Genomic DNA, 26325 nt, shown 5'->3' on the forward strand with positions numbered 1-26325 from the left:
TTTTACTAATTTTTTATTGTTGTGCTGAACGGTCTTATGTATCTTGGCGCTGGTAACCGTTTTTTTTTAATGGAATCGAAACCGCAGGAGAACGTATGGTACTTCGGATAGCTCTATGGTTGTGTGTGGCATGGCCGACGATGGCGCAAATCAAGGTCGTGGTATTCCCTTTTCACAATACCACACAGGCACAAAAAAATGATTGGCTTTCGCACGGTTTTGCCGAAGCGCTCAATACGGAATTAGCCAAAGACACGGCACTGGATGTGATTGACCGAACCGATGTATTGGCGGAAATCAAATCCAAAGGATGGAAACAAGCCGATATCAAAGACGAAGCTAAAGCGATGGCTGTTGCACGTTCATTGGAAGCCAACCGCATGGTGTATGGTGTATTTGACGTTAAAGATTCTTCGATCAAAGTATTGACCAAATTTTTTGATCTCCGCACCGGCGTGGCCGACGGAAAAAACACATACATCGGTGAAGGCAAATTTACGACGAATAATGTGTATGCCATGTACGGCCAGATTACCAATAAAGCGCTTGTGAGTTTCGGCCGTAAGACCATTGATGAAATCGGCGGCCCGACAAAAGGCGCTATCAACGTGGATGCATACGAACCCTATATCAAAGGTATTCTCAAGTACGATGAAAGCAGCACGGTGGATGATTACAACAAGGCCATCGAAATGCTGACGCAAGCCGCTACCATTGATACGGGATTTGCACTCGCCTACGCAGGCATTGCCAAAGCCTACGCTAAAATCGCACGCATTCAGGATGTCAGCGGCAAATTGACCGAAAAGGAAGAAAGCTATAATAAGGCCCTCGAAGCCGGATTGCGCGCCGTACGCATTGATAAACGCCTTGCCGTCGGATGGACAGCACTGGCGCTCACGTACCGCGAACTGAAAGATCGCGATAAACTCATTGAAGCGGCACGTAAAGCCGTTCAAATCCGCGTTTCGCAATACGATGCCTACGATATGATCGCGGATGCGTTTTCACCGAGCTTTTTCCCTCAATACAAAATTATCGATTCGTCCATTTTTTATCGCAAAAAAAGCGTGACGTACAATACGAAATTTGCTTCCGGATTTCGCGGATTAGGCGGCGACTACATGGATAAAGGCGATTATAAAAATGCCGAACAGGCGTTCCAAAAAGCCGTCAGTATCAACCCCAAACATGCGGGTTCACGCGATCGCTTAGGTCAAATCTATTTCGCGCAGGGCGATTACATCAAAGCCAAAGATAATTTTTCTGAAGCGATTCGCTTAGACGCCAAAACACCGTTCGGATACACGCATCTTGCCGATGTACTCTATATGGAAGGAAAATATGCCGAAGCCATAGCCGCTTATGATTCGGCTCTGCATCATAATCCCAAGTTTGCGATGGCGCATTACGGTCTGGCATGGACGTTACTCAGTTCCAAACAACGCGCGTTAAGGGATTCCGTCCGGGCGCTCGCGCACGCGACTCAAGCCGTGGAAATCAGCGGGCAAAAAAATGCCGCCTTCTTATCTATGCTGGCCGAAGCTCAATTTGCCAACGGCAACAAAGAGAAAGCCATCGAAACGATTGGTTTGGCACGTGCGTTGGATTCGGCCAATACGGACTACGAATTGGCCGAAACACGTTATGCAGGAAAAGAGAAATCCGGCGATTACGCATACGCAATGCGTCGCGGTCAGATGTTCTGGAAACAAGGACGCGGTGCGGACGGTGTAAAAGAGTTTGAAGAAGCCAATAAATTAAGCCCTAAAAATGTTCACGTGCTGTTGGGATTGGCTCGTTATTACGATCAGGACAAACAATACAAAAAAGCGTTTGACCATTATTTTCTTGCACGCGCCTGCGATTGGGATAAAAAATACGTCAAACAAATTCAGGAACGAATGAACGCGTTGGAAAAGCATTCCAAATAAAGCTTCAGTTCACGTATAAAAAAACCCTCAAACAGTTTTGTTTGAGGGTTTTTTTATTTCACATCCAAAACGCATTTTCGATATGCCGGATTTCTTCGCCGTCGCTTCGGAGGCGCACCGTGATCAGATCAAAGCGGCAATCTTTTTCAGGTGCGGGATATTTGGCCAAGTAATATTCGGCGGCTTGTTTTAAAAATTTTTGCTTTTTGGGCGTAAGCCATGTTTCCGGTTCGCCAAAGGCTGATTCGTCATGCCGCCGGAGATCGGTGGTTTTGACTTCCACGATGACGATAAAAGTTTTTGACTCCGCGACAATATCCAGTTCCCCATTGCGAAACCGAAAATGCCGATGTCTTATATCGTATCCCTTCTGTTTTAAAAAAATTTCGGCCAGATTTTCGCCGTGCGTTCCGGTGTCTGTAGCGTGACTCATGATGGGATACCGAAAATCCTTCTGTAAATTGCTCGTACGAACATAAAGACAGAAAGGTTTGTGCCGATTACCGTTTCGGATAAACTCGCATTAAGTGGTTTCGTACGATAAAAATAAAGAACTATGTGAAAAAATAAATTTTTTCGCAGTAAAACTTTACAAGCCCCCCAGCGCTTTCACGATACGATCTTCGAACTGGCGCATGGTTTCATAATATTCCTTCGGGTAACCGTTGGTCAAAATACTAAACGCAATGATGTCTTTGGATTGCGTTTCGATATACCCGCTGAGCCCGCTGACGCCATAGAGAAAACCCACTTTGAGGCGTGTCGTGCCGATCAACGAAGACTCATCTTTGCGTTTGATAAATCGTTTTTTTTCTGTGCCATCAATACCGCCGATACTTAGCGACGCGATGTAATCCGATGCGTAGCGAAAATCTCGATACATATATTCCAGTAATCGCACCTGAGCCCGCGTCGTCATTTTGTTGCGTTCATCCAGGCCGCTTCCGTCGGCCATCTGAATCTCTTTTTCAGAAATTCCTACTTTCCGCAAAAAAGGCTGTAGGGCACGAATTCCTTTCTCGTCCGTTCCGGGCTCTCCAAATGCTTCGGCACCCATCATCATCAGGAGCTGTCCCACCACGTAATTATTGCTCCACTTATTGATGCCGGAGACAATGTAAGACAAATCATACGACGGAGGATCTATTAAAATTTTAGACGCTTTCGGCGTTTTACCCGTACGCAATCCTCCACTGACTTTGATATTCATAATCCCCAAGGTCTCTTTAATATTGGCGATCGTCCACCACGTCGGATTGGGTACCCGTTTGTATATGACAAATTCATTCTCATTTTTGGCAATAGTCCCGTACAAGGCAACCGTCATCTGATTTCCATTGTATCGTATAAAGGTATTATTGTGATTGACACCGATACCTTCGCCGGAATCTGTCGTCTTCACACCGTTGATAACTTTGACAAGAGATGAGATCGGCTCGATAAAAACAATCGCCGAGTCGCCGGTTTTTTCTCCCGGACGAACACAGATATTGATGATATTAAAATTGAAACCCAAGGCACCGCCAACGGCCGAATAGGCACGATCGTTCGTTTCGGCATTTTCTGTATCAATCAAATACGTATCGTCACCCACGATGTCGCCGCGAATTTCCGTCAACCCCATCGCTTTGAGGTGATAGATCGCACGCAAAAGAATTTCCGGTAAAAAATACGGATCGCCGAGACCTTTGATATAAAGATCACCGTTTAGAACGCCATTCTTAATAGCCCCGTCGTAACGAAATTCCGTGCGAAAACTTTTATTGGTTCCCCAGCGATCCAGAGCAGCCGCTGTGGTGACGAGTTTCATACACGAAGCCGTGGAACGTAACGAATCGGGATTTTTTTGATGAATGACTTGGCCGGTCAGAAGTGACTTGGCAAAAAAACCGGTGCGGATGTCTTTAAAAAAATCATCCGCATATACGGCATCAATAGCGCGCCGTACACTATCCAGTTGCGTGGAGCGATACTGTGAAAATAACGAAGCCGTCGTAAAAAAAAGAATGCATCCGTAGCGCCACATCATGAAACATCAATCCAGTTGAAATGGCGACTGAGGATCATGTTCGTGACGAATTTCGTCCACGGGTTCTTTTTTTCCTTTGCCGGCGTACAGTGTGTTGGCAAAATTATGAACGATCCCCGGTTTGCCGCCGACATTTTTGTAAGCATGGACAACCCCGGGAGGAATGATCACGCTTTGCAGATTATCTTCACCGACAAAAACAACCATCTTATGACCGTACGTCGGTGAATTTTTGCGGTTATCCCACATATAGAGTTTAAAATTAGAAGGCCCTATAAAACAAAACAGATCGGTTTGTTGGACGTGTTCATGCGGACCACGCGCCACACCCGGCAATGTCAGCGAAGTATAACCCATAACGGGTACATTTTCAGAGACCAATTCGTCCTGACGGTAAAGCTCGGTCAGCCATCCGCGATCATCAACAAACTTTTTATGGTCTTTAAGAATCACGCCCTGTATGGGGCCTTTTTTGAAAGTCATGAAACGTTACTTCTTTTTGTTGGTTGTTTCGGATTTGGATAACACCTGATATACACGTTCGCCTTCGCGGATCATAGTATATTTTTCACGGGCGATTTTTTCGATAAATTCGAGATCCGTTTTCAAACGATCCCGCTGATCGGCAAGCACGGCATGTTCGCGTTTGAGCTTTTCGATTTCTTTTTCGACGGCGGCACGCTGTTGTTTGATTTTATAAATCTGGTATGCGCCGTAATTGCCGGAAATAATAGTCAGCGCACCGATACCGACCAAAGACCAAAAAAGAATGCGACGATTACGTTTCTTTTTGATTTCTGCCGGATCGGTCGATTCGACCACGGTTTCTTTCGTTTCGTTTTTCATATATCGTATTCCTACACTTTGAATGCTTTACGTCCCGGGAAATGAGCACGGCCGCCGAGCGCTTCGTCAATGCGCAGAAGTTGATTGTACTTGGCAATGCGATCCGTGCGGGAGGCCGATCCGGTTTTGATTTGACCGCAATTAAGTGCAACCGCTATATCCGCAATGGTCGTATCTTCACTTTCGCCGGAGCGGTGACTCATCACGGCCGTATAACCGGCTTTGTGCGCCATCTGTACGGCGTCTATCGTTTCCGTCAACGAACCGATCTGATTGACTTTGACGAGGATGGAATTGGCAACACCTTTTTCAATACCTTTGGCCAAAAATTTAGGATTGGTCACAAAAAGATCATCACCGACGAGTTGGATTTTTTTACCGACAGCATCGGTAAGGTGTTTCCAACCTTCCCAGTCATTTTCCGCCATACCGTCTTCGATCGAGATGATGGGAAACTGGCGAACCCAATTTTCCCAATACGCAGCCATTTGCTCGGATGACAACTTACGTCCGTCCGATTTTTTGAAAACATATTTTCCGTTTTGATAAAATTCGCTGGAAGCCGGATCAAGAGCGATCATAATATCTTTACCGGCTTTATATCCCGCCGCTTGTATCGCCTGCAAGATCACTTCGATCGCTTCGTCATTGGATTTGAGATTGGGAGCAAATCCGCCTTCATCACCGACGGCCGTATTGTATTTTTTTCCTTTGAGTACAGTCTTGAGGTGATGAAAAACTTCCGCGCCCATACGCAATGCTTCCGTAAATGAACGCGCACCGACGGGCATCACCATAAATTCCTGAAAGTCCACATTGTTATCCGCGTGGGCGCCGCCGTTGATGATATTCATCATCGGCACGGGCAACGTATTGGCTTGAATACCGCCGATGTATTGGAACAGGGGGATATTGACTTCATTGGCCATAGCACGCGCAGCCGCGAGGCTGACGCCGAGAATGGCATTGGCGCCAAGTTTGCCTTTGTTAGCTGTGCCGTCAAGTGCGATCATCGTATGATCCAATGTAAATTGATCACCGGCTTCCATGTGCATGATTTTTTTGGCAATGATCGTGTTGACATTGTGTACGGCTTTTTGAACACCTTTTCCAAGATAACGTTTTTTATCGCCATCGCGCAATTCTACCGCTTCATGTTCGCCGGTAGATGCACCGCTGGGAACAATGGCACGGCCCATAGCGCCGCTTTCCAAGTGAATTTCGACTTCGACCGTAGGATTGCCGCGTGAATCCAATACTTCGCGGGCATGAACGTGATGGATGTGACTCATAACTATTGCTCCCGATGTTGAAACGCCGGTGGCGTGAAATTATTATTTATTGCGTTGTATGTTATATTGAACAAATTTTTTGAGCGCTTGACGCGACGGGGAATCCGGAAAATAGTTGAGCGTCTGTATCGCGCGATCGGAATATTCCTGTAACCGTTTTTTGGCGTATTCGATGCCGCCGTAGTGTTCGGTAAAGGCAATGATCTGCTTGATATCGCCGGACGTTACGCTCTTTTTGATTTTTTTCAAAATCGCTTTGCTTTCACTTTTCGGCGCACGGCTAAAAGCGTAAATCAAAGGTAATGTGATTTTTTGTTCTTTAAGATCACGGCCTTTGGTTTTGCCGATGATGGTTTGTTCTCCTTCAAAATCAAACAAATCGTCTTTGATCTGAAAGGCGACACCGATCAATTCGCCATATTCGTTCAACGCTTTGCGGTCTTCCGGCTTTTCCGTTGTCGTGATGGCCCCGAGTTCGCAGGCCGCGGCGATGAGAGCGCCCGTTTTATCGGATATCATCCGCAAATATGTCGGTTCGTCAATATCCAACTTCCTGCTTTTGTCTATCTGCATGAGCTCGCCTTCGCTGGCCCTTTTGGTAGCCACAGACAAAAGCATCATCGCGTCAAAACTTTTGATATCCACGATACTGATGAGCGCATTACCCAAAAGGTAATCCCCCATCAAGACGGCCATTTTATTTTTCCAAATAGCATTGATCGCCGGCAAACCGCGCCGCATATCCGCGCCGTCCACCACATCGTCATGGACCAGCGTGGCAGTATGTACAAGTTCGATGGTGATCGCCGCACGGTAACTGCGTTCCGTTACGGAACCGCCGCACATTTTACTACACAGCATGACCAAAACCGGGCGTAAGTTTTTTCCCCGAGAGGAAACGACATAACGCGCGATCGTGTCTACGATCTTTATTTTGGAAGTCAGCTGTGTGCTGAATTTGGTTTTAAAAATTTCAAGCTCATCTTCGATCGGATCGAAGACATCGTCTAAAGTCATGCCGAAGTCCGTAAAACTGAATCTTTATAAACTTGGGACAATGTAGGCGATTGCAATATGCAAATCAAGATGCGAACTGATATCCGATGAGTTGTTATTAAACGGTATATTTACGACCCCTTTCCGTTTCTCTTTGCAACTCAGCGAAAGAGAATACGATCTCGCTAAGACGCAAAATCGCTAAAACCTCATAATTGAATGCGAAGTGCTTTCGCTTGAAGCGTTGGTTTTAACTTGAGGATTGACCGGTATAAGGTCATTAATACAATCAAACGTTTCTGTTCCTTTACTCTTTGCGACCCTGCGAGAGAGAATATGAACTCGTTATGCACTTAGTACGCAGAAAAATATCAATGTTTTTGATTCCATTCGGGGAAACAATATTACACATAACCGATCTTGGACACGATCTCATAACCTTTTTTTATTTTCTTTGTCTTCCATCTGCTTTTTTTTACATTTGGTGCGGTTGTAGTTCATTTTGTTTACATAAGGTTTTCACGCCGTATTTTACGGTTTTATTTATGCCGGAACAGCCTTCAACACAGCGCCGATTCGAAGAACTTTGGGCAGGCCGCGGTTACTCTACGCGCATCCAAAATTTTCAGGAACTCATGCGCTTTAAAGTGCGTGATATTCTGTTGATTTCCAGCTTGTACGATTCCTACATACTCGAAGAAGATGGTCGTTTATTTGAACTCATCCAGGAGGAATACCGCGGGCTCGATATGAATCAAGCGCCGGATATTATTCACGTATCCAATGGTACGGAGGCGATACGCATACTGGATCGCCAACACCGTTTTGACCTCATCTTGATGACTTTGCATATCGAAGATATCCACGCTATCGCCCTTGCCAAAAAAATTCGTTCGCTTGGCCATGAAATGCCGATCATCGTTTTGGCTTACGATAATATCGAAACGCAGGAAGTAATGACCCATCGGGATGCCGATATTTTTGAAAATATTTTTATTTGGCAGGGCGACTACCGTCTTCTCATCGGCATTATCAAATACATCGAAGATAAAATGAATTTTGCGCACGATTCGCGTGCGATCGGCGTTCAAGGCATCATTTTGGTCGAGGATAATGTGAAGTTTTATTCCTCGTATCTGCCGATCATTTATACCGAAATCCATCGTCAGTCGCAGCGATTGATCTCCGAAGGCATCAATCTCACGCATAAATTTTTGCGTATGCGCGCACGTCCGAAAATTTTGTTATGCCATACCTACGAAGAAGCGTGGAAATATTACGAAGAGTATAATGAATATATACTCGGAATGATCTCCGACGTGGACTTTCCGCGTAATGGCACCGTCGAATCCAAAGTCGGATTACTGCTCGCACGGACGATACGCGAAAAACAGTCGGATATCCCCATACTTTTGCAATCCAACGAATCTTCGTATAGCGAAGAAGCCCGTGAGATCGGCGCCGCTTTTGTTCTCAAAGATTCTCCCGTTTTGCTTCAGGAACTCAGCGATTTCATGAAACAAAATTTCAGCTTCGGCGATTTTGTGTTTCGCTTGGAAGACGGTTCCGAAGCCGGCCGCGCATCGGATCTGAGTTCGCTCGAAGAAACACTGCATAGCGTGCCCGCTGAAAGCGTTCAATATCACGGCGAACGCAATCACTTTTCCAACTGGCTCAAAGCCCGCACTGAATTTTGGCTCGCCCATAAGTTAAAACCGAAAAAAGTTACGGACTATGCTACCGTCGAAGATATTCGCCAGCATGTCATCAAAGTACTCAAAGATTACCGCGAAATTCGTCAACGCGCCAACATTACCGATTTCAGCAAAGACACTTTCGATCCGGAAAGCAGTTTTGCCCGCATCGGCGGCGGTTCGCTCGGCGGTAAAGCGCGCGGTCTCGGTTTCGTCAAAACATTGCTCAATAATTACAACATGCGTTATGCTTTTGAAGGCGCTAAAATATTTGTCCCGGCCGCCGTGGCGATCGGTACCAGTGTCTTCGATCAGTTTTTGGAGCAAAATAATTTGCGTGAGTTGGCGTTAAATTCGACCGATGATCGTGAAATTGCCGATTCCTTTCATTCGGCTTCTTATTTTCCGCCCGAAGTGATAACGCAATTACGCGAATTTTTGGAAATGGTGAGCGTTCCGCTCGCCGTGCGCTCTTCCAGTTTGCTCGAGGATTCGCAATATCATCCTTTTGCGGGCGTGTACGAAACCTACATGATCCCCAACAATCACGCCGATACTGAGACGCGACTCCAGGAGCTGCTCACGACGATCAAAAAAGTGTATGCTTCGACTTTTTACAAAGCGACTAAAGATTATATCAAACAAACCGCCTACCGCCTTGAAGAAGAAAAAATGGCGGTGATTATTATGCGAACTGTCGGTGCTGCACACGATAATCGGTTTTATCCGGATTTCTCCGGCGTGGCGAAGTCTTATAATTTTTACCCGATGCCGCCACAGACCGCTAAAGATGGAATTGCATCCATAGCACTGGGACTCGGTAAAACTATCGTGGACGGAGGCAACACCGTTCGTTTTTGCCCCAAATATCCAAAACATTTGATCCAACAATTTTCCACCAAAGAAGCGCTTAAAACCAGCCAGACCGAATTTTACGCTATGAAGCTCGGCGCTACGGAAGTGGACTTGTATCGTGACACCAAAGATCGCTTGATTGAGAAGTTTACGTTGGATACGGCTGAAAAAGACGGGTCATTACGTTTTTCAGGTTCGACCTATTCTATTGAAAATGACGCGGTGTACGACGGCATTTCCCGCGCCGGTATGCGTATTGTTACGTTCGCGCCGATTTTAAAAAATAAAATGTTTCCACTGCCTGAAATCCTGGACTTGCTTTTGGAGCTTGGAAAGTGGGGTATGGGTTCGGAAATCGAAATGGAGTTTGCCGTAAATATGTCCACTCCGCCCGGTAAGCCGCGCGAATTTGGCGTGCTGCAAATGCGTCCGTTGGTTTTGCGTTTGGAAAATGACGCCCTGGATGTGACACCGTACCGGCGGGAAGAAATGATTTGTGAAAGTACGCAAGTGCTGGGTAACGGCGTTATTGATTCGATCCGCGATATTTTGGTCGTGGATTATGATCGTTTTGATCGCGCCCGCAGCAAAGAGGTCGCGTTGGAAATCGCTCAGCTCAATGAAAAATTAGTTCGCGAAGGCAAGCCTTATGCATTGATCGGCGTGGGGCGCTGGGGCAGTTTGGATCACTGGCTGGGCATACCCGTACGATGGGATCAGATCAATGGCGCCCGAGCGATCGTCGAATCCAGTTTTCGCGATTTTGATGTGGATCCGTCGCAAGGTTCGCATTTTTTTCAAAACATCACCAGCTTTCAAGTCGGCTACTTCACTGTCCCTCATCATGCGGCCTCCAGCTTTGTAGATTGGGCTTGGCTATCCGCGCAAAAAGCAGAAGAAGAACTAAATTTTACACGGCATTTGTCGTTTGAAAATCCTATCGTAGCGGTGATCAACGGACATGATGGAAAAGGGGTTTTACTGAAACCGAAACCTCCATCGAAAGAAAGTGCGGTGTCTTTATGAACACGCAATCGCTTGAGTTTGTTCAAAAAACAAAGCAGGAATTGAACTGCAAAATCATTCGCACGATGTTGAATTATGCGCTCGAAAAAGCAGGGCCTGATGCCGAACGCAAGCTGATCGAACGCATGGGGCTGACACGCGAGTATTTGCAAAATGAAAATAATTGGGTTTCGTTTGACGTTTATACGCATGCCTGCGAGGCTATGAAAACGATTTTCAACGATGACCGCATTATGTACCGCGTCGGGATTTATTCATTTTCCAATCTTGAAAACTTCGGCGCTATCGCCAAAATGGCTGTCTATCTTCTCAAACCGGAAAGCATATACCGGCGAACGGCCGAAGTCGCTAACCAGGCTGTCAAATTCGGCACATACCGAGTGGTCGAAATTGAAAGCAATCGCCTTCTGTTAGAATTCAAAAATCGCGAGGGTTATAAATTTCATCAACATAATTGCGATTATCGCCTGGGTGTTTTTGCAGGGATACCACAACTTTTCGGATTGCCTATCGCACGTCATCGTAGCATTCAATGTGTTTCCGATGGTGCGGATCGGTGTTTATACGAGTTCCGCTGGTTATCGCGTACATGGGAAATATTCGGTCGGCATGCACGAATCGGCCTTGTTATGGGTATTTTATTTGCCCTCGTTTTGACGGTTCTTAACCGATTTACTTTTTCGCATTTTAGCCAACCGGCTTTATTGATCAGCGGTGCGGCCGTTCTGTATCTGATCGGTATCATACTCGATATGAAACATACGGCACAGTACAGTGCGTTTATTAATTCAGGCAAATCCGATGAGATCGAAGAAGCGATGGCGTTTGCTAATCAAAAATACCAGGAAGCGGCCGACAACATAACCAAGCTTCAAGCGATCATCGAAGGCAATGCCGTACTTCAATCGAAGCTGATTAAATCCGAGTTGGTCGAAATCGTTCTTGAGATCATAAAACACAATCTCGGTTATGATCGCGCCATGATTCTCTTTAAAAATAATACGCAGCCTTTGTTGGATTCGCCTAAACTCATCGGCAACCTCAGTCCGGAGATGGAGCAAGCACTGCTTAATTATAAAATCAACCTTACGGACGAAACCGCCATCAATACCCGAGTTTTTTATAGCGGCGAATCTGCACTAATCACGGATATGTCCGATGTGAAAAACAATACCGAAATGAAAGCGGTCCAATTGTCCGGTACAAAATCATTTGTCATTTTACCATTTAAAATCGGTTCGCGTGTGGTCGGAACATTGACGGTTGATAAAATCAGTTCACCGAAAATCATGACACGCGAAGATGTGCGTATTCTCAATACACTCCTCAATATGTTATCCGTCGCTTTGGAAAACGCCGAACTGTATCAGGATTTGGAAGCCCGCGTTCGTGAACGTACAGCCCAACTCAACGAAACCAACAAAAAATTGGAATCGGCTTACGATGAACTCAAACAAGCTCAGGCGCAATTATTACACAATGAAAAAATGGCGAGCCTTGGTAAATTGGTAGCCGGTATCGCGCACGAAATGAATAACCCTGCCGGCATACTTTCCGGATATATCGAACTCATGGAACTGCATGCCAATCGCCTACGCAAAGATCTGGAAATTTTGGACCAATTCAGTGCGGCGCATGAAGATATTGCCGGTACCATACAACATATTGAGAAGAACATTCTTGAAATTACCGATTCGATCGAGCCGTGCAAACGCTCTGTCTGGCGTATCAAGAGCATCATTCAGGATTTACGCAATTTTTCCCGTTTGGACGAAAACGAACTTATGCCTGCCAACATCAACGAAGGCCTTGAGAATACGCTTAAGTTTTTTAAAAGCCAGGCCGAAGGACGCATTCGCATCATTACGCATTTCAATCCCATCCCTCAGGTCACTTGTTTCCCCGGTCATCTCAATCAAGTGTTCAGCAATGTTATTTCAAACGCTATCGAAGCAATAGATGGAGCCGGCACGATCGAAGTACACACTTCTAAAAGCGAACCGACATCGGATGTGCCGACAGATCATATCGTCGTCAAAATCAAAGATTCGGGACACGGCATTCCGGCGGAAATTCAGGGTAAAATCTTTGATCCATTTTTTACCACCAAAGATATCGGCGCAGGCAAAGGATTAGGTTTATCGATTGCTTATGGTATCATCAAACAACACAGCGGAAGCATCTCCGCCGAAAGTGAACAAGATCAAGGTGCGTGTATTACAATTCGCATTCCGATAGAATATGGCTATGAAAGAAAAGGGTAAACCGTATGAGCAGTGATCGCGTGATCGAAATAAATACTGATAGCGTGGCATGGGAATCATCCGACAGCAAAGGCGTTTTTTATAAATCTCTACGCTATGATAAGGAAACCAAAGCCGGGGCGGTTTTGATTCGTATGGAACCGGGATCCGATTATCCTGAGCATGAGCATACACGCGGTGAAGACTTTATCGTATTAGATGGCGAATTGATCATCGGGAATAAAACATTCCCCGCACAGAGTTACGTATACAGTCCGCCGCAATCCGTGCACCACCCGCGCACCGAAAAAGGATGTACTCTTTTTGCCGTATTTCACGGTAAAATCATCAACCTCAAATAACCTCCCATGATCGCTGTACATCTGGCTTTGTTTTTTGTGTCGCTTGTTTTCGGCGTCAATGCGGTGACTTCCAAATACGCTATGCGCGAAATTCACCCGATGGCTTTGGTGTTTATTCGCATCATAAGCGCCGCCGCGATTCTCTACATCATACAACGGCTTTGGATCAAAGAGAAAATTCAAACGCGCAGGGATTATTTTTTACTGGCGGGATACAGTACCGTCGGTATCGTGATCAATCAGGTACTTTTTCTTAAAGGGCTTGCCTTAACAACAGCCATCAATGCGACCGTACTGATCACGACCATGCCCGCCGCAACGATCGGTATCGCCATACTTCTGCGCAAAGAACCTCCGAGCTTCCGAAAAATTATCGGCTCGATGATTTCCTTTAGCGGCGTTATCCTGTTACTCGGCAGCGAACGTATAGACTTCAGCAACGATTATTTTGTCGGTAATCTGCTCGTTTTCCTCAACGGCATCTCGTACAGTTTTTATTTGGTTATTTCACGGGATCTTTTGAAGCGTTATCACCCGTCGACCGTAACAACGTGGATATTTGTTTTTGGTGCTGTCGGTGTTTTCCCGTTTGGCATCGGCGAAATATCGCGCCTTGATTGGGCGTCCGTCAGCTTCACGGCATGGGCGTGCGTGGCGTTTTTGATTATTTTTTCTTCCGTGATCGTGTACTTTATCAACAATTGGGCACTGCGCAAAACATCGTCATCGGTTGTCGCTGTATATATTTATGTCCAACCGATTGTTGCGACGTTGATTTCAACCCAAATGATGGGTGAAATCCTACGCATGGAAACAGTAATCGCTGCGTTGTTGATTTTTAGCGGCGTATTTATTGTCACGCTTAAAATGCGAGAAGAAATGAAAAAAGAAAAAAGTAACGACAACAAAGAAATAGATCTCGTCAAAGAATCCATGATCATGAAAGAAGATTGATTTCTATAGACTCATTCACGCTATCACTTACCTAACGCACCGCTTACTACTAAATATATATCACATCGTTTCTTACCGAACACTCTGCTACCCTATCATAGCCTATCAAAATACTTCGACCATATTGAAAAAAAACAGCTTGACTCTTCAATTGTATTTTGTTTTATTAACAAAGTACTTTGCATCACAAAGTTAATAAATAAGGTTTTACAATGAATAAATCCAACGCAAAAGAACAACTTGATTACATCCAGACCGTATTGGATCGGGCCACTGTTTATACCAATATCTCAGGCTGGTCAGCCATTTCGGTAGGCATTTTGGGCACGATCGCAGGCTTTTACTCGGAATGGGCGCTCAAAGGATCGCTGGACTACCAAACTTATATCGCATCGTTGGTTGGGTGTTGGAGTTTTTGTTTTATCGCTTCGATCGCATTAGCTGTATTTTTTTCAGCCCGACGCGCAAAGCGTATGAATGAAAAAATCTGGGTCGAACCGATCAAACAAGCCGTACGGCATTTTTCAGTATTCGTTTTTATCGGCGGCGTGCAAACTGCGGCTTGTACATTCTATCATGCATATTATTTGATCCCGTCGGTTTGGATGCTCTGCTACGGAGGCGGCATCATTGTCGGCGGATTGTATTCCGTCAAAGAAATTCGAATCCTCGGATTATTTTTCCTAGCCGCCGGAAGTATTGCTCTTTTTTCACCGGTTTGGAATCAAATCGCATTGATGAGCACCTTCGGTTTCGGTCATATTATTCTGGGACTGATCATTCTGAAAAAGTATAACCAACCGTTACCGCACAAGTCTTAGCGACGAAACACTTTATGAAAACTGAAATTCATCATATTGACGAAGTCATTCACCAAAAAGTGCGACTTGGTATTATGACCATTTTGGCTGCACGGCGCGATGCGGATTTTACGGAGCTCAAACAAGAATTAACGCTTTCGGACGGCAATCTCAGTACCCACCTGTCATTGCTTGAAAAACATCACTACATCACCATTCAGAAACAGTTTAGCGGAAGGAAACCTCAGACAACCATTGCTATAACGGAAATCGGTAAAACGGCTTTAAAAAATTACCTTACCATTTTACGAAAGATCATCGAATCATGAATCATCGCATTTCCCGGATCAGCATCTTTCACAAGGTGCCAAGCCGCCTTCAGTGGTTGATCGCATATGTTGGATTTCTAGCGCTCGTTAGCGTTTCAGCGTATAGTTATGGTTTGCCTCGTTGGCTTGATATCATTCCTTTTTATGATACTATCGGTCACTTTGTGCTTATGGGCATTTTGGGAATTCTCACCTTGCTGGTTTTACGACGCACTATTCGCATAAAATTAGACATTAGCGTAGCTCTCGCTCCGATAGTGATCAGCCTTATTTCTATTGCAGACGAATATCTACAAAAACTATCCCCGCATCGGACGTTTAGTTACCTCGACATGGCGGCCAATCTGATCGGTATCTGGACTTTTTATTTCATCTATCGCTTTTATGCCAAAAGTAAACGTGTAAAGGAGGAATCGTTATGACTACGCCGCGTTTGTTTGCAATAATGGGTATTTTTTTCTGCACGATGATCGCCTGGTTTATTTTAGCGGGCAGTATTTCGTTTCGTACCGATGAAAAAAGATTGAGCTTCGGTCCGCGTATGGCCTCGCACTGGGGCGGTGTGCACAAACAAGAAACACCCCAATTGTTTTATCATGTCAAAGAATGGGCGGTCACCAAAGAGACCAGTACCAATGCCGCCGGTGCCAGCGTGACGGTAGAAAAAAGTTCGGAGGTGGATGTCAAAAAAAATATCGAATGCGGTAAAACACAAATTAACGCTGATTTTGAAGTTGATTACCGGCAAAAAGGCCTCTTGTGGTACAGCGTGTATAAAGTACGTTTTTCCGGTTTATACACATTTACCAATCCATCCGCTAAAGAAGAAGATGTAACGATTGACTTTACTTTTCCCGCCGCTCAGGCGATCTATGACGATTTCGTTTTCCAATGGGATGGCCAAGAGCTGTTAAAAACAGAAACCATTCGCGAATCTTCCGATGATCCTTATCGTCAAGACAGCAAACCGGGTTCTTTACGTGCGAATATTAAGATGAAACCGGGTCAGATCGCTGTTTTAAAAGTAGGTTATACTTCCCAAGGAACCGGGACATGGGAATACAGTGTCGGCGAAGGCACCAAACGGGTTACGGATTTTCAATTGACTGCACAGACGCATTTCAAAGAATTTGATATTCCGGAATTTAGTATTTCTCCCGGCACTAAGACTGAAACGGCAGACGGTTGGTCATTAGTTTGGCAGTACAAAGACATCATCTCCGACGTTCGTATCGGTCTCGGTATGCCTAAAAAATTAGACCCCGGACCGGTAGCCGAACGCATCAGTTTTTTTGCTCCGGTATCGTTACTATTTTTCTTCTGCATTCTTATTATTATCGGAGCGATACGTGATGTGCGAATGCATCCGATGAATTATTTTTTCCTCGCGGCCGCCTTTTTTTCGTTTCATCTGCTTTTCGCGTATCTCGTGGATCATCTGGCACTTGAACTTTCATTTGCGATTTCATCCATTGTCTCCGTCACACTCGTCGCCGCTTATATGCGCCTTGTAACCTCGTGGCCTTATACCGTACGTGTGGTGATGCCTACGCAAGTGATTTATCTGATCCTATTTTCCTATAGTTTCTTTTTCGAAGGCTACACCGGACTCACGATCACGATCGGTGCTATCGTAACGCTTTTTATTCTTATGCAGATGACAGGTAAAACGGATTGGAATGCTATTTTCAAAAAAGATATCAAATCATAAAAATCGTATTTAGCAAAAAACAAAAAACGCCGCTCCTATTCGGGCGGCGTTTTTTATTGCTCGAAAATCTATGATTAGCGAAGTGTCAAACCAACGCCAAGGGTCGCTGATTTATATTTACCAAATCCTAACTCACCATTAACATTGAATAACCACATCAAACGAACGTTCGCACCGACAATGCCTCGCATGCTATTTTTGCCGCTTTGAGAAAATTCTACCGTTTGACCACCAATATCATTTCCGTTCTCATCTTTAACACCAGAAGCAGCTTCATACTTAACATCCATTGATGACGATTCTACACCGACACCGCCATATACGCCGATTTTGAGAATCAACAAATTAAAGCTTTTTCCTCCAAGAACGTCAAATGATTTTGCACTGGCTTTGAAAACGTCGCCGATAGAAAGTTTCTGATAAAAAACACCTGCGGCCAAATCAAGAGGAATAGGTAACGGAATCCATTGGTTCAAATTGTGTTTAGCGCCCAAACCAAACAAACCAACTTTACCTACTTTACCGGCAGAAACAGCAGGCACATAGCGTAAAATAACATCTGTTTTAAAAGGAACTCCGACAGTCAATTGCGGTGCGACAAAAAAGCCACTAGCGCCACCGGGAACTCCGGCGCCACCGGGTAGTTCAATATCTCCTCCGATACCGGTAAAAACCGTTTTGGACTTAGGGCCGATCGCTGTACTCGCTTTTCCACTGGTATATCCGGGAGGTAATACAGGTGTATAAGTCTCTTCAGACTTGGGAGCAAATGCGGAAGCAATTACCAATTGGAAATCAAATCCGAGTACGCTGTGTGTTTCCGGTGAGCGGAAAATACCGCTATTCATCGCTACACCAAAACCTGAAACGAGTGGGCGCATATAAGACTTGGCATTGGTTTCAGCCATAGCCTTTATCTTTTCTTCCAGATCATCGCCCGCCATGGCACGTTCAGTCGTAACGGTTAAAATCAAACCTGCAAGCATCAGTCGCAAAAATGACTTCATGTCTCTCTCCTTCAAGTAATTTAGTGAAAAATGAAAATCTTTAGGTTAATGAGAAGCGTGTACAAATTTAACTGTAACTTTGCGTAATTGCAATACGCATGATTGCTGAGAAGATAAATAGTCAACTAGCGTGCCAAATTACCGAAATCGAAAAAACAACAAGTTAATTATGATATAAAAACAAAGCGTCGCATATATGCGATTATTCACAGAAAACATGCGTCGCTAAAACGCTACTTTTTTCGAGCCACAATGATAGCCGAACTGCCAAAACTCAGGAGATGGGCCGTTTTGATTTCATATTCAAAACGTACGAGTGACTCTTGCCATTTTTCAAACCAGTTGGAATTTTGTATGAGTGAGGTTAACCCACCGTCAAAAACTTCATGCCATTCAGGAAAAAATCGCATGCCAACAAAATTCATCGCGCGGTTATATTTCCGCCAAATGGCGCGCGCTACCGAGTTGGGTGGATAATAAAAATCATGCACAGCGATTACGCCTGATGATTTGAGGTGCGGATTTATATTGGAAAGCAAAATTTCGGGATCAACATATTTGGGGATGTACGACGAAATAACGGCATCAAAAATTCCCTCAAGTTTTACATCTTCCGCATTACCGAGTAAAAACGAAGCCCGAAGGTTTTTTGATCGGATACGACGCTCATACATTTTCAAATAATCATCTGTAATATCCACCCCGACAATGTCGGCATCCGGACATCGTTTGGCAATTCCCTCCGTCACGATACCTGTTCCACAGGCCAGATCTAAAACGCGGCGACTGTCCTTGGGTATGTGTCGTAACAACATCCGCTTCCAGTGATAATCCAAACCTAAAGTAAATCCGTGTACGACACGATCATAAGAATGACCGGTCCCCGGAAAAAAAGAACGGATGATGGATGAGCGGTTTTTTATAGTATCCCTTCCAACATCCTTCATCCGTGTGTTCCTTAGATCAGAATTATATTTGTTTTTTATTTCTTCTTAAAATCCAGCGAAAGTGAATTGATACAATAACGCAATCCTGTCGGATCCGGTCCGTCTTCAAACACATGACCGAGATGCCCACCGCAGCGTGCACAGTGCACCTCTACACGATGCATCCCGTAGGAGGTGTCCTGCGTTTCCGATACAGCTTCTTTGCCTGCCGGTTGATAAAAACTGGGCCACCCGCTTCCTGAATCGTATTTGGTTTGCGAGTCAAAAAGCTCCAATCCGCAAGCCGCACACACATACATACCTTTTTCATGGTGATCCCAATATTTTCCCGTAAATGCGCGCTCGGTTCCCTGCTGACGCAAGACTTTGTACTGATCCGGTGATAATTCTTTTTTCCACTCCTCTTCGCTTTTCACGATCTGATCCTTTCGGGTTGAGTTTTGTACCGCATGGGTTGACGGATGTTGTGCGTTGGAACACGCAGTCATCATGAGCCAAACTGCAAAAAGTAACTTCTTCATTCTTTTTTCTTTCGATGGTTTCTCGACTTAATCTAACACCGAGACGATTGCAATATTCCCATCCTATTGATTTTGTGATCCGTATCACACACACTCAAGTGTATCAGGGTTCGTTTTTATATATAACCCCATCTTTCATTACAAATACTACCTTACGCATCACAGCTATATTTTCCGTCGGATCCCCATCGACGGCAATAAGATCAGCCATTTTTCCTTCTTCTATTGAACCTGTGATTTTTTCAACGCCCAAGAGCGTTGCCGACGCATACGTCGCTGCACGTAATGCATCCGTCGGACTCATACCATACGCAGTCATCCGCTCGAGTTCCTGGGCATTAGTACCCGGTAATTCAAACGTATCCGTCCCGAAAACGATTTTGACGCCGGCTTTCAGCGCACGCTGAAACGAAAGTGTATGTTGTTTTACGGTGCGCGCCAGCTTGCGTTTGTTTTCATCCGACACAGGACTAAAGATAACACCGTCGCGCCACAATTCGTATACCATCAAAGTCGGTACATAATAGATATTCTTTTTCGCCATCCGCCGGCAGGTCTCATCACTAAGATAGAGACCGTGCTCAATCGAATTGACACCGACAGCAATGGCCAGTCGCGCAGCCGTATCCGAATACACATGGGCCGCAACACGTAAACCGTTATGGTGCGCTTCATCCACAAGCACTCGTAATTCGTCCGGCGTGTAGTGCATTGCTCCCGTCAGCGAATCCTTACTTGTTTCTCTTTTTTCATACGACTCCATATATACTTTGATCACATCCGCACCAAGTTTGGACAGACGTCGAATTTGTTTACGAATTTCATCCGCGCCGTCGGCATGAAATGCAATCAGAGGAAATTCATAATACGGCGAATAACCGACAAGATCGTACGCACCCGTCGGAACAATAGGTTGAATGGCCGTTAATATCCGGGGACCGGGAACGATCTTTTTTTGGATAGCATCGCGCAACGCCACATCCGCCAAACCTGCGCCTTCGTTACCCAAATCACGAATTGTCGTTATGCCCGCCTCCAAAGTTTTCCGTGCCAATACGGTTCCGTACACCGCGCGGTATTCCGGAGTTTCACGCAATATCTGTCCATCATAATCCCCGGGGTGCAAGACAATATGCGTGTGTGCGTCTATGAGACCGGGAAGTACTGTTTTTTCGCGTAAATCTATGATCTTACCGTTATACGATGGGCGAATATCGTCATTTACCCGAACGATTCGATCATTAAAAACGACAAGAAGCTTATTTTTTTGAATACGCGAACCGACCCCATCATACAAACGCCCCGCTCTGATAAACAGTGTGTCCTGTTGCGCATGCAGCAACTGCATACTCAAAATGATCAACCCGATTAAAATTCGTCCCATGACAAATTCCTTTTCCGTTTTCTAAAATAGAATAGAGCGGAGATAATTTAAAATTTATTTATTTGATAATCGCAAACTTAACTGATTTGGAACCTAAAGGCGATGAAATAAGTGCGATGTACACACCGCTGGCAACAGAATAGTTGTTTTCATTCATGAGATCCCAATACTCCGAAGAAGTAAATCCCGCCGGTGCATCGTGCGGATTCTTTGGATCAAATGAATCGCGATCATTAAACGAAGTCGCATTGTGAGTCAATGTCCTTACCAAGTCACCGGCTACCGTAAATATACGAATTGTACAGTTTTTCGGAAGTCCTGTAAAATAAACTCGCCTTCCTTTTTCATGCATAACATAAAAAGGATTAGGCACCACGTTAACAGTATTCAAGTCCTGTTTTGTCGTCGCCATGGCTTGCTTAGGTGTTACATGTTTGGGTTCTGTTCTTAAACCACCTTCGGTGCTTACAGGTAAAAGTATGGGCTTTTTTATATATTGCCCCACATTTATGTCTATCGAATCCTGACCGAATATCTGAGGCTGTATGTCGTATGAGGTAACCTTATAAAAATACGTGAACCCGTTGATCACATTGGAATCTACATAAGCGTATTGTAAGCCGGTGTTTTTTCCTGCATACACCGAATGGTAATACCATTTTCCTTGCGAATCGAGTACTAACTCAGATACGTTCCCATAGCCGTCGATCTTATCAAACTCCGCTAATTTCTCAAAAGAACCCTCCAGCCCCGTTCGGCTGCGATATACCCGATACCCCTGAAAATCATGAAGCACAAAATTATCACTAAATCCATTACTCTGGCCAAACCCGCCGGCCAAGGCCATAGCATCTTCAGAACGCTCAGCAAGCGAATCCCATGTGACTTGCACAAAACCATCACCCGGCGTTACCTCAAATTCCGGCGCTTTCGGTGCTAATTTACCCTGCGTAAGTAAACCACGATACCCTGCCTGCATTAGCTCGTGACTTGAAAACAAATCATACACTGCATCGTAACGGTCTTTACCCATCCCTCCTACGATACTCACCCAAAATTCCTGTGCTATATTAGTATCCAATACAAAAGGCCCGCAACCCGCCAGCATTCTTTTGTCGGCAGGTGATTTATCTGCTAATTGTGTCAATGACGGATACGCCCATCCATTTACAAGATAGTTTTGATTTATACCGTTCGGCGCTAGCCCCGTCAATGCATTATAGCGGACTGTATTAGAATACTCACCCCCCGCTTTCCACACATAGTTTCCTGTTGTCATGCCCAAAAGGATGCTGTCACCCTGCAAGATTCTTTGTTTGTATTGTTGATCCGACGGGTCAAAAACAAGTATTCTTTTATTGTCTGCATACTTTTGAGCATGTAGAGGTTTCGCTTTTGATGCACTTATAGCTGCTCCCTGGAGTATACTAATGCCAACCGCCTTGGGGCTGTCGGTCTCATCTACATTGTATGTATATACTATTTCTTTCGTCGAATCAGTGCCGACGAGATCATTGCCCGCAATATCCACATCCGCATCCATCCATAAACCGAAATAAGCCGAATCGTAGGCGGCATTAGTTTTATTCCTGACCGTGTATTTGAGTAGTACTGAATTTTCAAACACCGGAAGGTTATAGGCAAAAGATTCCAATATAACTTCAAGACCAAGCCCTGGGTCTGGACTGGGGTCTTGGTCTAAACTAGTATCCAGATCATTGAATACGGCCCATGTCTGTACATCCGCTAATAATGCAGGTGTTCCGTCTAAATTATGATCCGCTAAGTCAGTCCAGTTATCCCAGTCATGACCCGAGCGGGACTGATCAATCACATAAACCTGATTATCCGGGTGATTGACCGAATCGGCAACCAACTGATCAAAAGGAACACCCGAATTAAGTATCCGGCCCGGCTGATATTCGGTACCAAACATCGTTTCGCTTACAACCGGTACACCGTTCTTGATAGCACCAATCCATGCGCCGGCGGCAAATACGATCGTCACCCGACTCCCGCGAGGAAACTCTCCGCCGGCATGATTACCGTTTTGATCAGCATCCGGTGAATCGTACATCAATGAACCTTGATTGCGCATCACATAACGCCAGTTACCGCCGTCAATAAACTTCAAATCAACAATATCCGGCTTACGGAGTTTGAGTTTGAGACGCGTTTGAGCATCAATACCGGTGTAGGCAAGCTCTATAGACAGGCCGACGCATAGACAAAAGATAACCATAAAGAATACAAATCGCATACTTCACCTCTCATTAAGATAGATACAGGTATTAAGTACAGATTTGCATTGAAATCTTACAAACAAATTCATTTTTTTGTTTTTAGGAGGCCGGTTGCAAAATACTGATAGCAATCTATCAAAAAAATCATTCGTTTCTTTTATGTGGCTTTGTAGTGATATTCTCTCGACTATGTCTTAGATACCAATAAAGCGGTCAATTGTATCTGCATATTTAGTGAATTTCGCTTTTTTTCTGTATGTCGCCCATTAACTCGTACCACATCTATTAACACTTGTTAGTTTCGGCTGTAGGATGAGGTCGCTGAGAACGTCGTATGATTCGTCAATTGGGACATACTTATTACAATGACCTTGATTTTTTTAGAAGTATGAATAAATTACGTACACCTTTCTCAAGTGATCGTATAGCAAAATTTTCAAAGGAATATGTATGCGTACTACACTTAATCTATGGATGTTTTGTAGTTTAGTTTTTCTTGGATGTGATTCACACTCTAAAAAAAACCAACACGAAATCATACCACCTGCTGAAACGGAAATAGCCGTTAGCGGATTGACGACGGATGAGCAAGCAATTCATGACGATGGACGTGAGTTATTTTTTACAAAATTCACTATTGATGATGGTTTGGGGCCTTTTTTTGCCGAACAATCATGCGGGCTGTGCCATGAAGGTGCAGGGCGCGGGCCGGGTAAAGTACTGCGCATAGGGCGAACTACGAATGGCTCATTTGATCCGATGGCTGAATTTGGCGGTCCAACAATACAATTTCGTACTGCACTTGAAAATCGCGTACCGGAAACAGTTCCTCCGGAGGCTCAGTTTGTCAATTTTCGAGTCGCTCCTCCTATGTGGGGCAGAGGGTTTATCCAGGAAATACCGGCGGAAACAATTGTCGCCAACGCTGATCCTAATGATGCCGATGCCGATGGTATCTCAGGACGCGCCAACTATATCATCATGAGTTTCGTTGATTCACCTACGCATCCTGAACTGGGGCGTCACGGCATAAAAGCACAAATGTCGCGAATTCTGGACTTTGCAGATAATGCTTTTTTACATGACCTCGGAATGACATCGCCTATGCGTCCGTACGAGTTAGTTAATCCGAATGCACGCGATGCCAAAGATAAAAAATCAGGAGTGGACATCCGTCACGACGATGTAGAGAAGGTAGATTTTTTTATCCGCACTAGTGATTTCCCGCCTATGTTGCCGGAAACAGGAAACATACCTGCCGGAAAAACACTATTTAGCACGATAGGCTGTAACAAATGCCATATTCCCGCTATGACTACCGGTGCATCTGAAATCGCTGCATTAAGTAATAAAACGGTGTTTTTTTATTCCGATTTCCTATTGCATGATATGGGTCAAGCTCTTTCTGACGGCGTATTGGACGGAGATGCTAAACCGCAAGAGTTTAAGACACCCACGCTCCGCGGCCTTCGTTTCTTTAAAGACTTTCTGCATGATGGGCGCGCTAAAAGCACCGATGAAGCGATACGCATGCATGGCGGTGAAGCGACATCCGTTCGCGATAACTTCATCGGACTGACACAGGACGATCGTGATGCAATCATTGCATTTTTGAATTCTCTATAGATAGAACAGGACTACTTATGAATCCTATCAGATCATTGTTGGTACTTCTTATTACTATGCTGGTTACTCTGTCTTCATGTGAAGGCCCTGAAAGCGGAACATTCAGCGGAATTTATTTTGGCAGGCCCCCTCGCAAATTGCGCGATGGGCAAGGCTACTTCGAAATGTGGCTTGGTTTCCCCAAAACCGGTGGCGGCAAAGAGTGGGTAAGTATTTTAAAGTTTGATCGTGTAGAAAGCACGAATAAACCTTTTTTGAACAACAAAGCGGCAACTCTCAAAAAACCTGATCGTGATCTCAGCGATGCCGTTTCAGCGGCGATTTCTATAGAACTTGAAAACGATCCAGATCCGGCTATGCCCAACAGGATATTCATGAGCGGAGAATTCTCAAATGGTGTTGCTTCTTTGGAACTCAGCGGTGAAGACGCGTTGAATTTGGATCTCAGTGATCCGGCTGTAATTAGCGGAAAATTTGTACTTGGAACACCATCTGATACAATAAACGATAACGACGATAGCGGAGTTTGGTTTGTTGATGCGCCCTTTGGCCAACCACAAAATCCGGGACTGTCACTCCCCACTTTGCCTAACGGCTTTAAATATGAAGCTTGGATTGCTACCCAATCAGAAACAGTATGTATTTCAACCGGTCAATTTAAACGCGCCGACAGCATGGATTATAACGGTACAGGGCCCAACGGAGGTAATACACCTACACCCAATGTTCCAGGAGAAGATCTTGTTTATGATCAATTCAATGTAGACGTTCAGGGTCGGACTGTTGATGTTTCAGTCCAAGAAGCCTATCTTGACACATTTGCGTTTCCGATAAGAATTCAAAAAACTATTCAGAAAAACCCTTTGACAAACGCCAAAGATTATTGGGATGTAGTAGTATCTGTTGAGCCGGATCCCGATAATGATCCTGAAGAGCCTTTTGCGGTTTTCCCGTTGGTTAAATTTGGTCCTATATTTGAGTCCGTCAACACGGTAATCCCTTTGACTAATTTTACGGGTGGTGTTTCCCAATACGTTGTCATTGATTTGTCAAAATTGTAGACTTTTTTGTTATAGGCGACAGCTCTCTAAAACATTTTCATAGATTAATTAAATTGAGCTTTAAATTTGGGCTATATTTGTCGGCATTAGTCGGCAGTAGCAATTGAGTAATTCGATCCAATTTTAGGACGTGCGACATTACAAATATCGTTTGTATGTTCTACGAGAATTGGTATAGACTCCACTTCCCCGTTGCTTATCCCGCGCAATATTCATAAAATAGTTTCCGAATAATTAACTTTGTTACATTTATGCCCATCATAGCGCCTTCTATTTTATCGGCCGATTTTGCCAACCTTTCGCGGGATATTCGCATCGCCGAAGAATCCGGTGCGGATTGGATTCACGTCGATGTGATGGACGGACGTTTTGTACCTAATATTACGATCGGTCCGGTGGTCGTCGAACATCTCCGTAAAATCACCAAACTTCCGCTGGATGTTCATCTTATGATCGTCGAACCCG

Annotated in this window: 23 protein-coding genes; 12 read left to right on the plus strand and 11 right to left on the minus strand. The window is 44.7% G+C overall.

What is annotated here, in order from left to right:
- The first annotated feature begins 95 nt into the window (after positions 1–95).
- Complete coding sequence (locus HUU58_07730) at positions 96–1934, plus strand: tetratricopeptide repeat protein (protein ID NUN45559.1); 1839 nt, start codon at positions 96–98, stop codon at positions 1932–1934.
- Positions 1935–1992: 58 nt separating this feature from the next.
- Here the strand turns inward: HUU58_07730 and HUU58_07735 are convergent, their stop codons facing one another.
- The 6 genes from HUU58_07735 to HUU58_07760 all read right to left on the minus strand — a co-directional run bounded on the left by HUU58_07735 (position 1993) and on the right by HUU58_07760 (position 7118).
- Positions 1993–2367 (minus strand): YraN family protein, encoded by a 375-nt coding sequence (locus HUU58_07735; protein ID NUN45560.1) that lies wholly within the window; start codon positions 2365–2367, stop codon positions 1993–1995.
- 156 nt (positions 2368–2523) lie between these two features.
- Positions 2524–3963: a D-alanyl-D-alanine carboxypeptidase/D-alanyl-D-alanine-endopeptidase gene (dacB, locus tag HUU58_07740; protein NUN45561.1), complete on the minus strand. Its 1440-nt coding sequence runs from the start codon at positions 3961–3963 to the stop codon at positions 2524–2526.
- A 6-nt stretch (positions 3964–3969) separates the two neighbouring features.
- Entirely contained in the window at positions 3970–4446 is a 477-nt protein-coding gene (locus tag HUU58_07745; GenBank protein ID NUN45562.1) for a dTDP-4-dehydrorhamnose 3,5-epimerase family protein, read from the minus strand.
- Positions 4447–4452: 6 nt separating this feature from the next.
- The gene (locus HUU58_07750; GenBank protein NUN45563.1) at positions 4453–4809 is read right to left on the minus strand and encodes a septum formation initiator family protein; all 357 of its coding nucleotides are present in this window, start codon (positions 4807–4809) and stop codon (positions 4453–4455) included.
- Positions 4810–4820: 11 nt separating this feature from the next.
- On the minus strand, positions 4821–6101 hold the full coding sequence (gene eno / locus HUU58_07755) for a phosphopyruvate hydratase (protein ID NUN45564.1): 1281 nt from the start codon (positions 6099–6101) through the stop codon (positions 4821–4823).
- A 42-nt stretch (positions 6102–6143) separates the two neighbouring features.
- Complete coding sequence (locus HUU58_07760; protein NUN45565.1) at positions 6144–7118, minus strand: polyprenyl synthetase family protein; 975 nt, start codon at positions 7116–7118, stop codon at positions 6144–6146.
- A gap of 614 nt (positions 7119–7732) precedes the next feature.
- Here HUU58_07760 and HUU58_07765 point away from each other — a divergent pair.
- The 8 genes from HUU58_07765 (at position 7733) to HUU58_07800 (ending at position 17071) form a co-directional block, all read left to right on the plus strand.
- Entirely contained in the window at positions 7733–10672 is a 2940-nt protein-coding gene (locus HUU58_07765; protein ID NUN45566.1) for a histidine kinase, read from the plus strand.
- Positions 10669–12936 (plus strand): GAF domain-containing protein, encoded by a 2268-nt coding sequence (locus HUU58_07770; GenBank protein ID NUN45567.1) that lies wholly within the window; start codon positions 10669–10671, stop codon positions 12934–12936. The genes HUU58_07765 and HUU58_07770 overlap by 4 nt, the downstream gene beginning before the upstream one ends.
- Before the next feature lie 5 nt (positions 12937–12941).
- A complete protein-coding gene (locus HUU58_07775) occupies positions 12942–13277 on the plus strand; it encodes a cupin domain-containing protein (GenBank protein ID NUN45568.1) in 336 nt (111 codons plus the stop codon).
- 6 nt (positions 13278–13283) lie between these two features.
- Positions 13284–14231 carry a DMT family transporter gene (locus tag HUU58_07780; GenBank protein NUN45569.1) on the plus strand — a complete coding sequence of 316 codons (948 nt, stop codon included), beginning with the start codon at positions 13284–13286 and terminating at the stop codon, positions 14229–14231.
- Positions 14232–14443: 212 nt separating this feature from the next.
- Positions 14444–15052: a hypothetical protein gene (locus HUU58_07785; GenBank protein ID NUN45570.1), complete on the plus strand. Its 609-nt coding sequence runs from the start codon at positions 14444–14446 to the stop codon at positions 15050–15052.
- A 14-nt stretch (positions 15053–15066) separates the two neighbouring features.
- The gene (locus HUU58_07790; GenBank protein ID NUN45571.1) at positions 15067–15360 is read left to right on the plus strand and encodes a transcriptional regulator; all 294 of its coding nucleotides are present in this window, start codon (positions 15067–15069) and stop codon (positions 15358–15360) included.
- Entirely contained in the window at positions 15357–15782 is a 426-nt protein-coding gene (gene vanZ, locus HUU58_07795) for a VanZ family protein (GenBank protein ID NUN45572.1), read from the plus strand. The genes HUU58_07790 and vanZ overlap by 4 nt, the downstream gene beginning before the upstream one ends.
- Complete coding sequence (locus HUU58_07800) at positions 15779–17071, plus strand: inner membrane CreD family protein (protein ID NUN45573.1); 1293 nt, start codon at positions 15779–15781, stop codon at positions 17069–17071. The genes vanZ and HUU58_07800 overlap by 4 nt, the downstream gene beginning before the upstream one ends.
- A 74-nt stretch (positions 17072–17145) precedes the next feature.
- Here HUU58_07800 and HUU58_07805 read toward each other — a convergent pair whose 3' ends face one another.
- The 5 genes from HUU58_07805 to HUU58_07825 form a co-directional block, all read right to left on the minus strand.
- A complete protein-coding gene (locus HUU58_07805; GenBank protein NUN45574.1) occupies positions 17146–18078 on the minus strand; it encodes a hypothetical protein in 933 nt (310 codons plus the stop codon).
- Between the two features lie 233 nt (positions 18079–18311).
- Positions 18312–19025: a methyltransferase domain-containing protein gene (locus HUU58_07810; GenBank protein NUN45575.1), complete on the minus strand. Its 714-nt coding sequence runs from the start codon at positions 19023–19025 to the stop codon at positions 18312–18314.
- 35 nt (positions 19026–19060) lie between these two features.
- Entirely contained in the window at positions 19061–19546 is a 486-nt protein-coding gene (gene msrB / locus HUU58_07815) for a peptide-methionine (R)-S-oxide reductase MsrB (protein ID NUN45576.1), read from the minus strand.
- 103 nt (positions 19547–19649) lie between these two features.
- Positions 19650–20930 (minus strand): amidohydrolase family protein, encoded by a 1281-nt coding sequence (locus HUU58_07820; GenBank protein ID NUN45577.1) that lies wholly within the window; start codon positions 20928–20930, stop codon positions 19650–19652.
- Positions 20931–20988: 58 nt separating this feature from the next.
- Entirely contained in the window at positions 20989–23190 is a 2202-nt protein-coding gene (locus HUU58_07825) for a hypothetical protein (GenBank protein NUN45578.1), read from the minus strand.
- A gap of 433 nt (positions 23191–23623) precedes the next feature.
- Between HUU58_07825 and HUU58_07830 the strand changes: the two genes are divergently transcribed.
- The 3 genes from HUU58_07830 to HUU58_07840 form a co-directional block, all read left to right on the plus strand.
- Positions 23624–24799 carry a hypothetical protein gene (locus HUU58_07830; GenBank protein ID NUN45579.1) on the plus strand — a complete coding sequence of 392 codons (1176 nt, stop codon included), beginning with the start codon at positions 23624–23626 and terminating at the stop codon, positions 24797–24799.
- Positions 24800–24816: 17 nt separating this feature from the next.
- Positions 24817–25860, plus strand: a complete 1044-nt coding sequence (locus HUU58_07835) for a hypothetical protein (GenBank protein ID NUN45580.1) — start codon at positions 24817–24819, stop codon at positions 25858–25860.
- Between the two features lie 251 nt (positions 25861–26111).
- The coding region (locus HUU58_07840; protein NUN45581.1) for a ribulose-phosphate 3-epimerase at positions 26112–26325 on the plus strand (214 nt) is incomplete at its 3' end.

Source organism: bacterium, assembly GCA_013360215.1.
Taxonomy (GTDB): domain Bacteria; phylum CLD3; class CLD3; order SB21; family SB21; genus JABWCP01.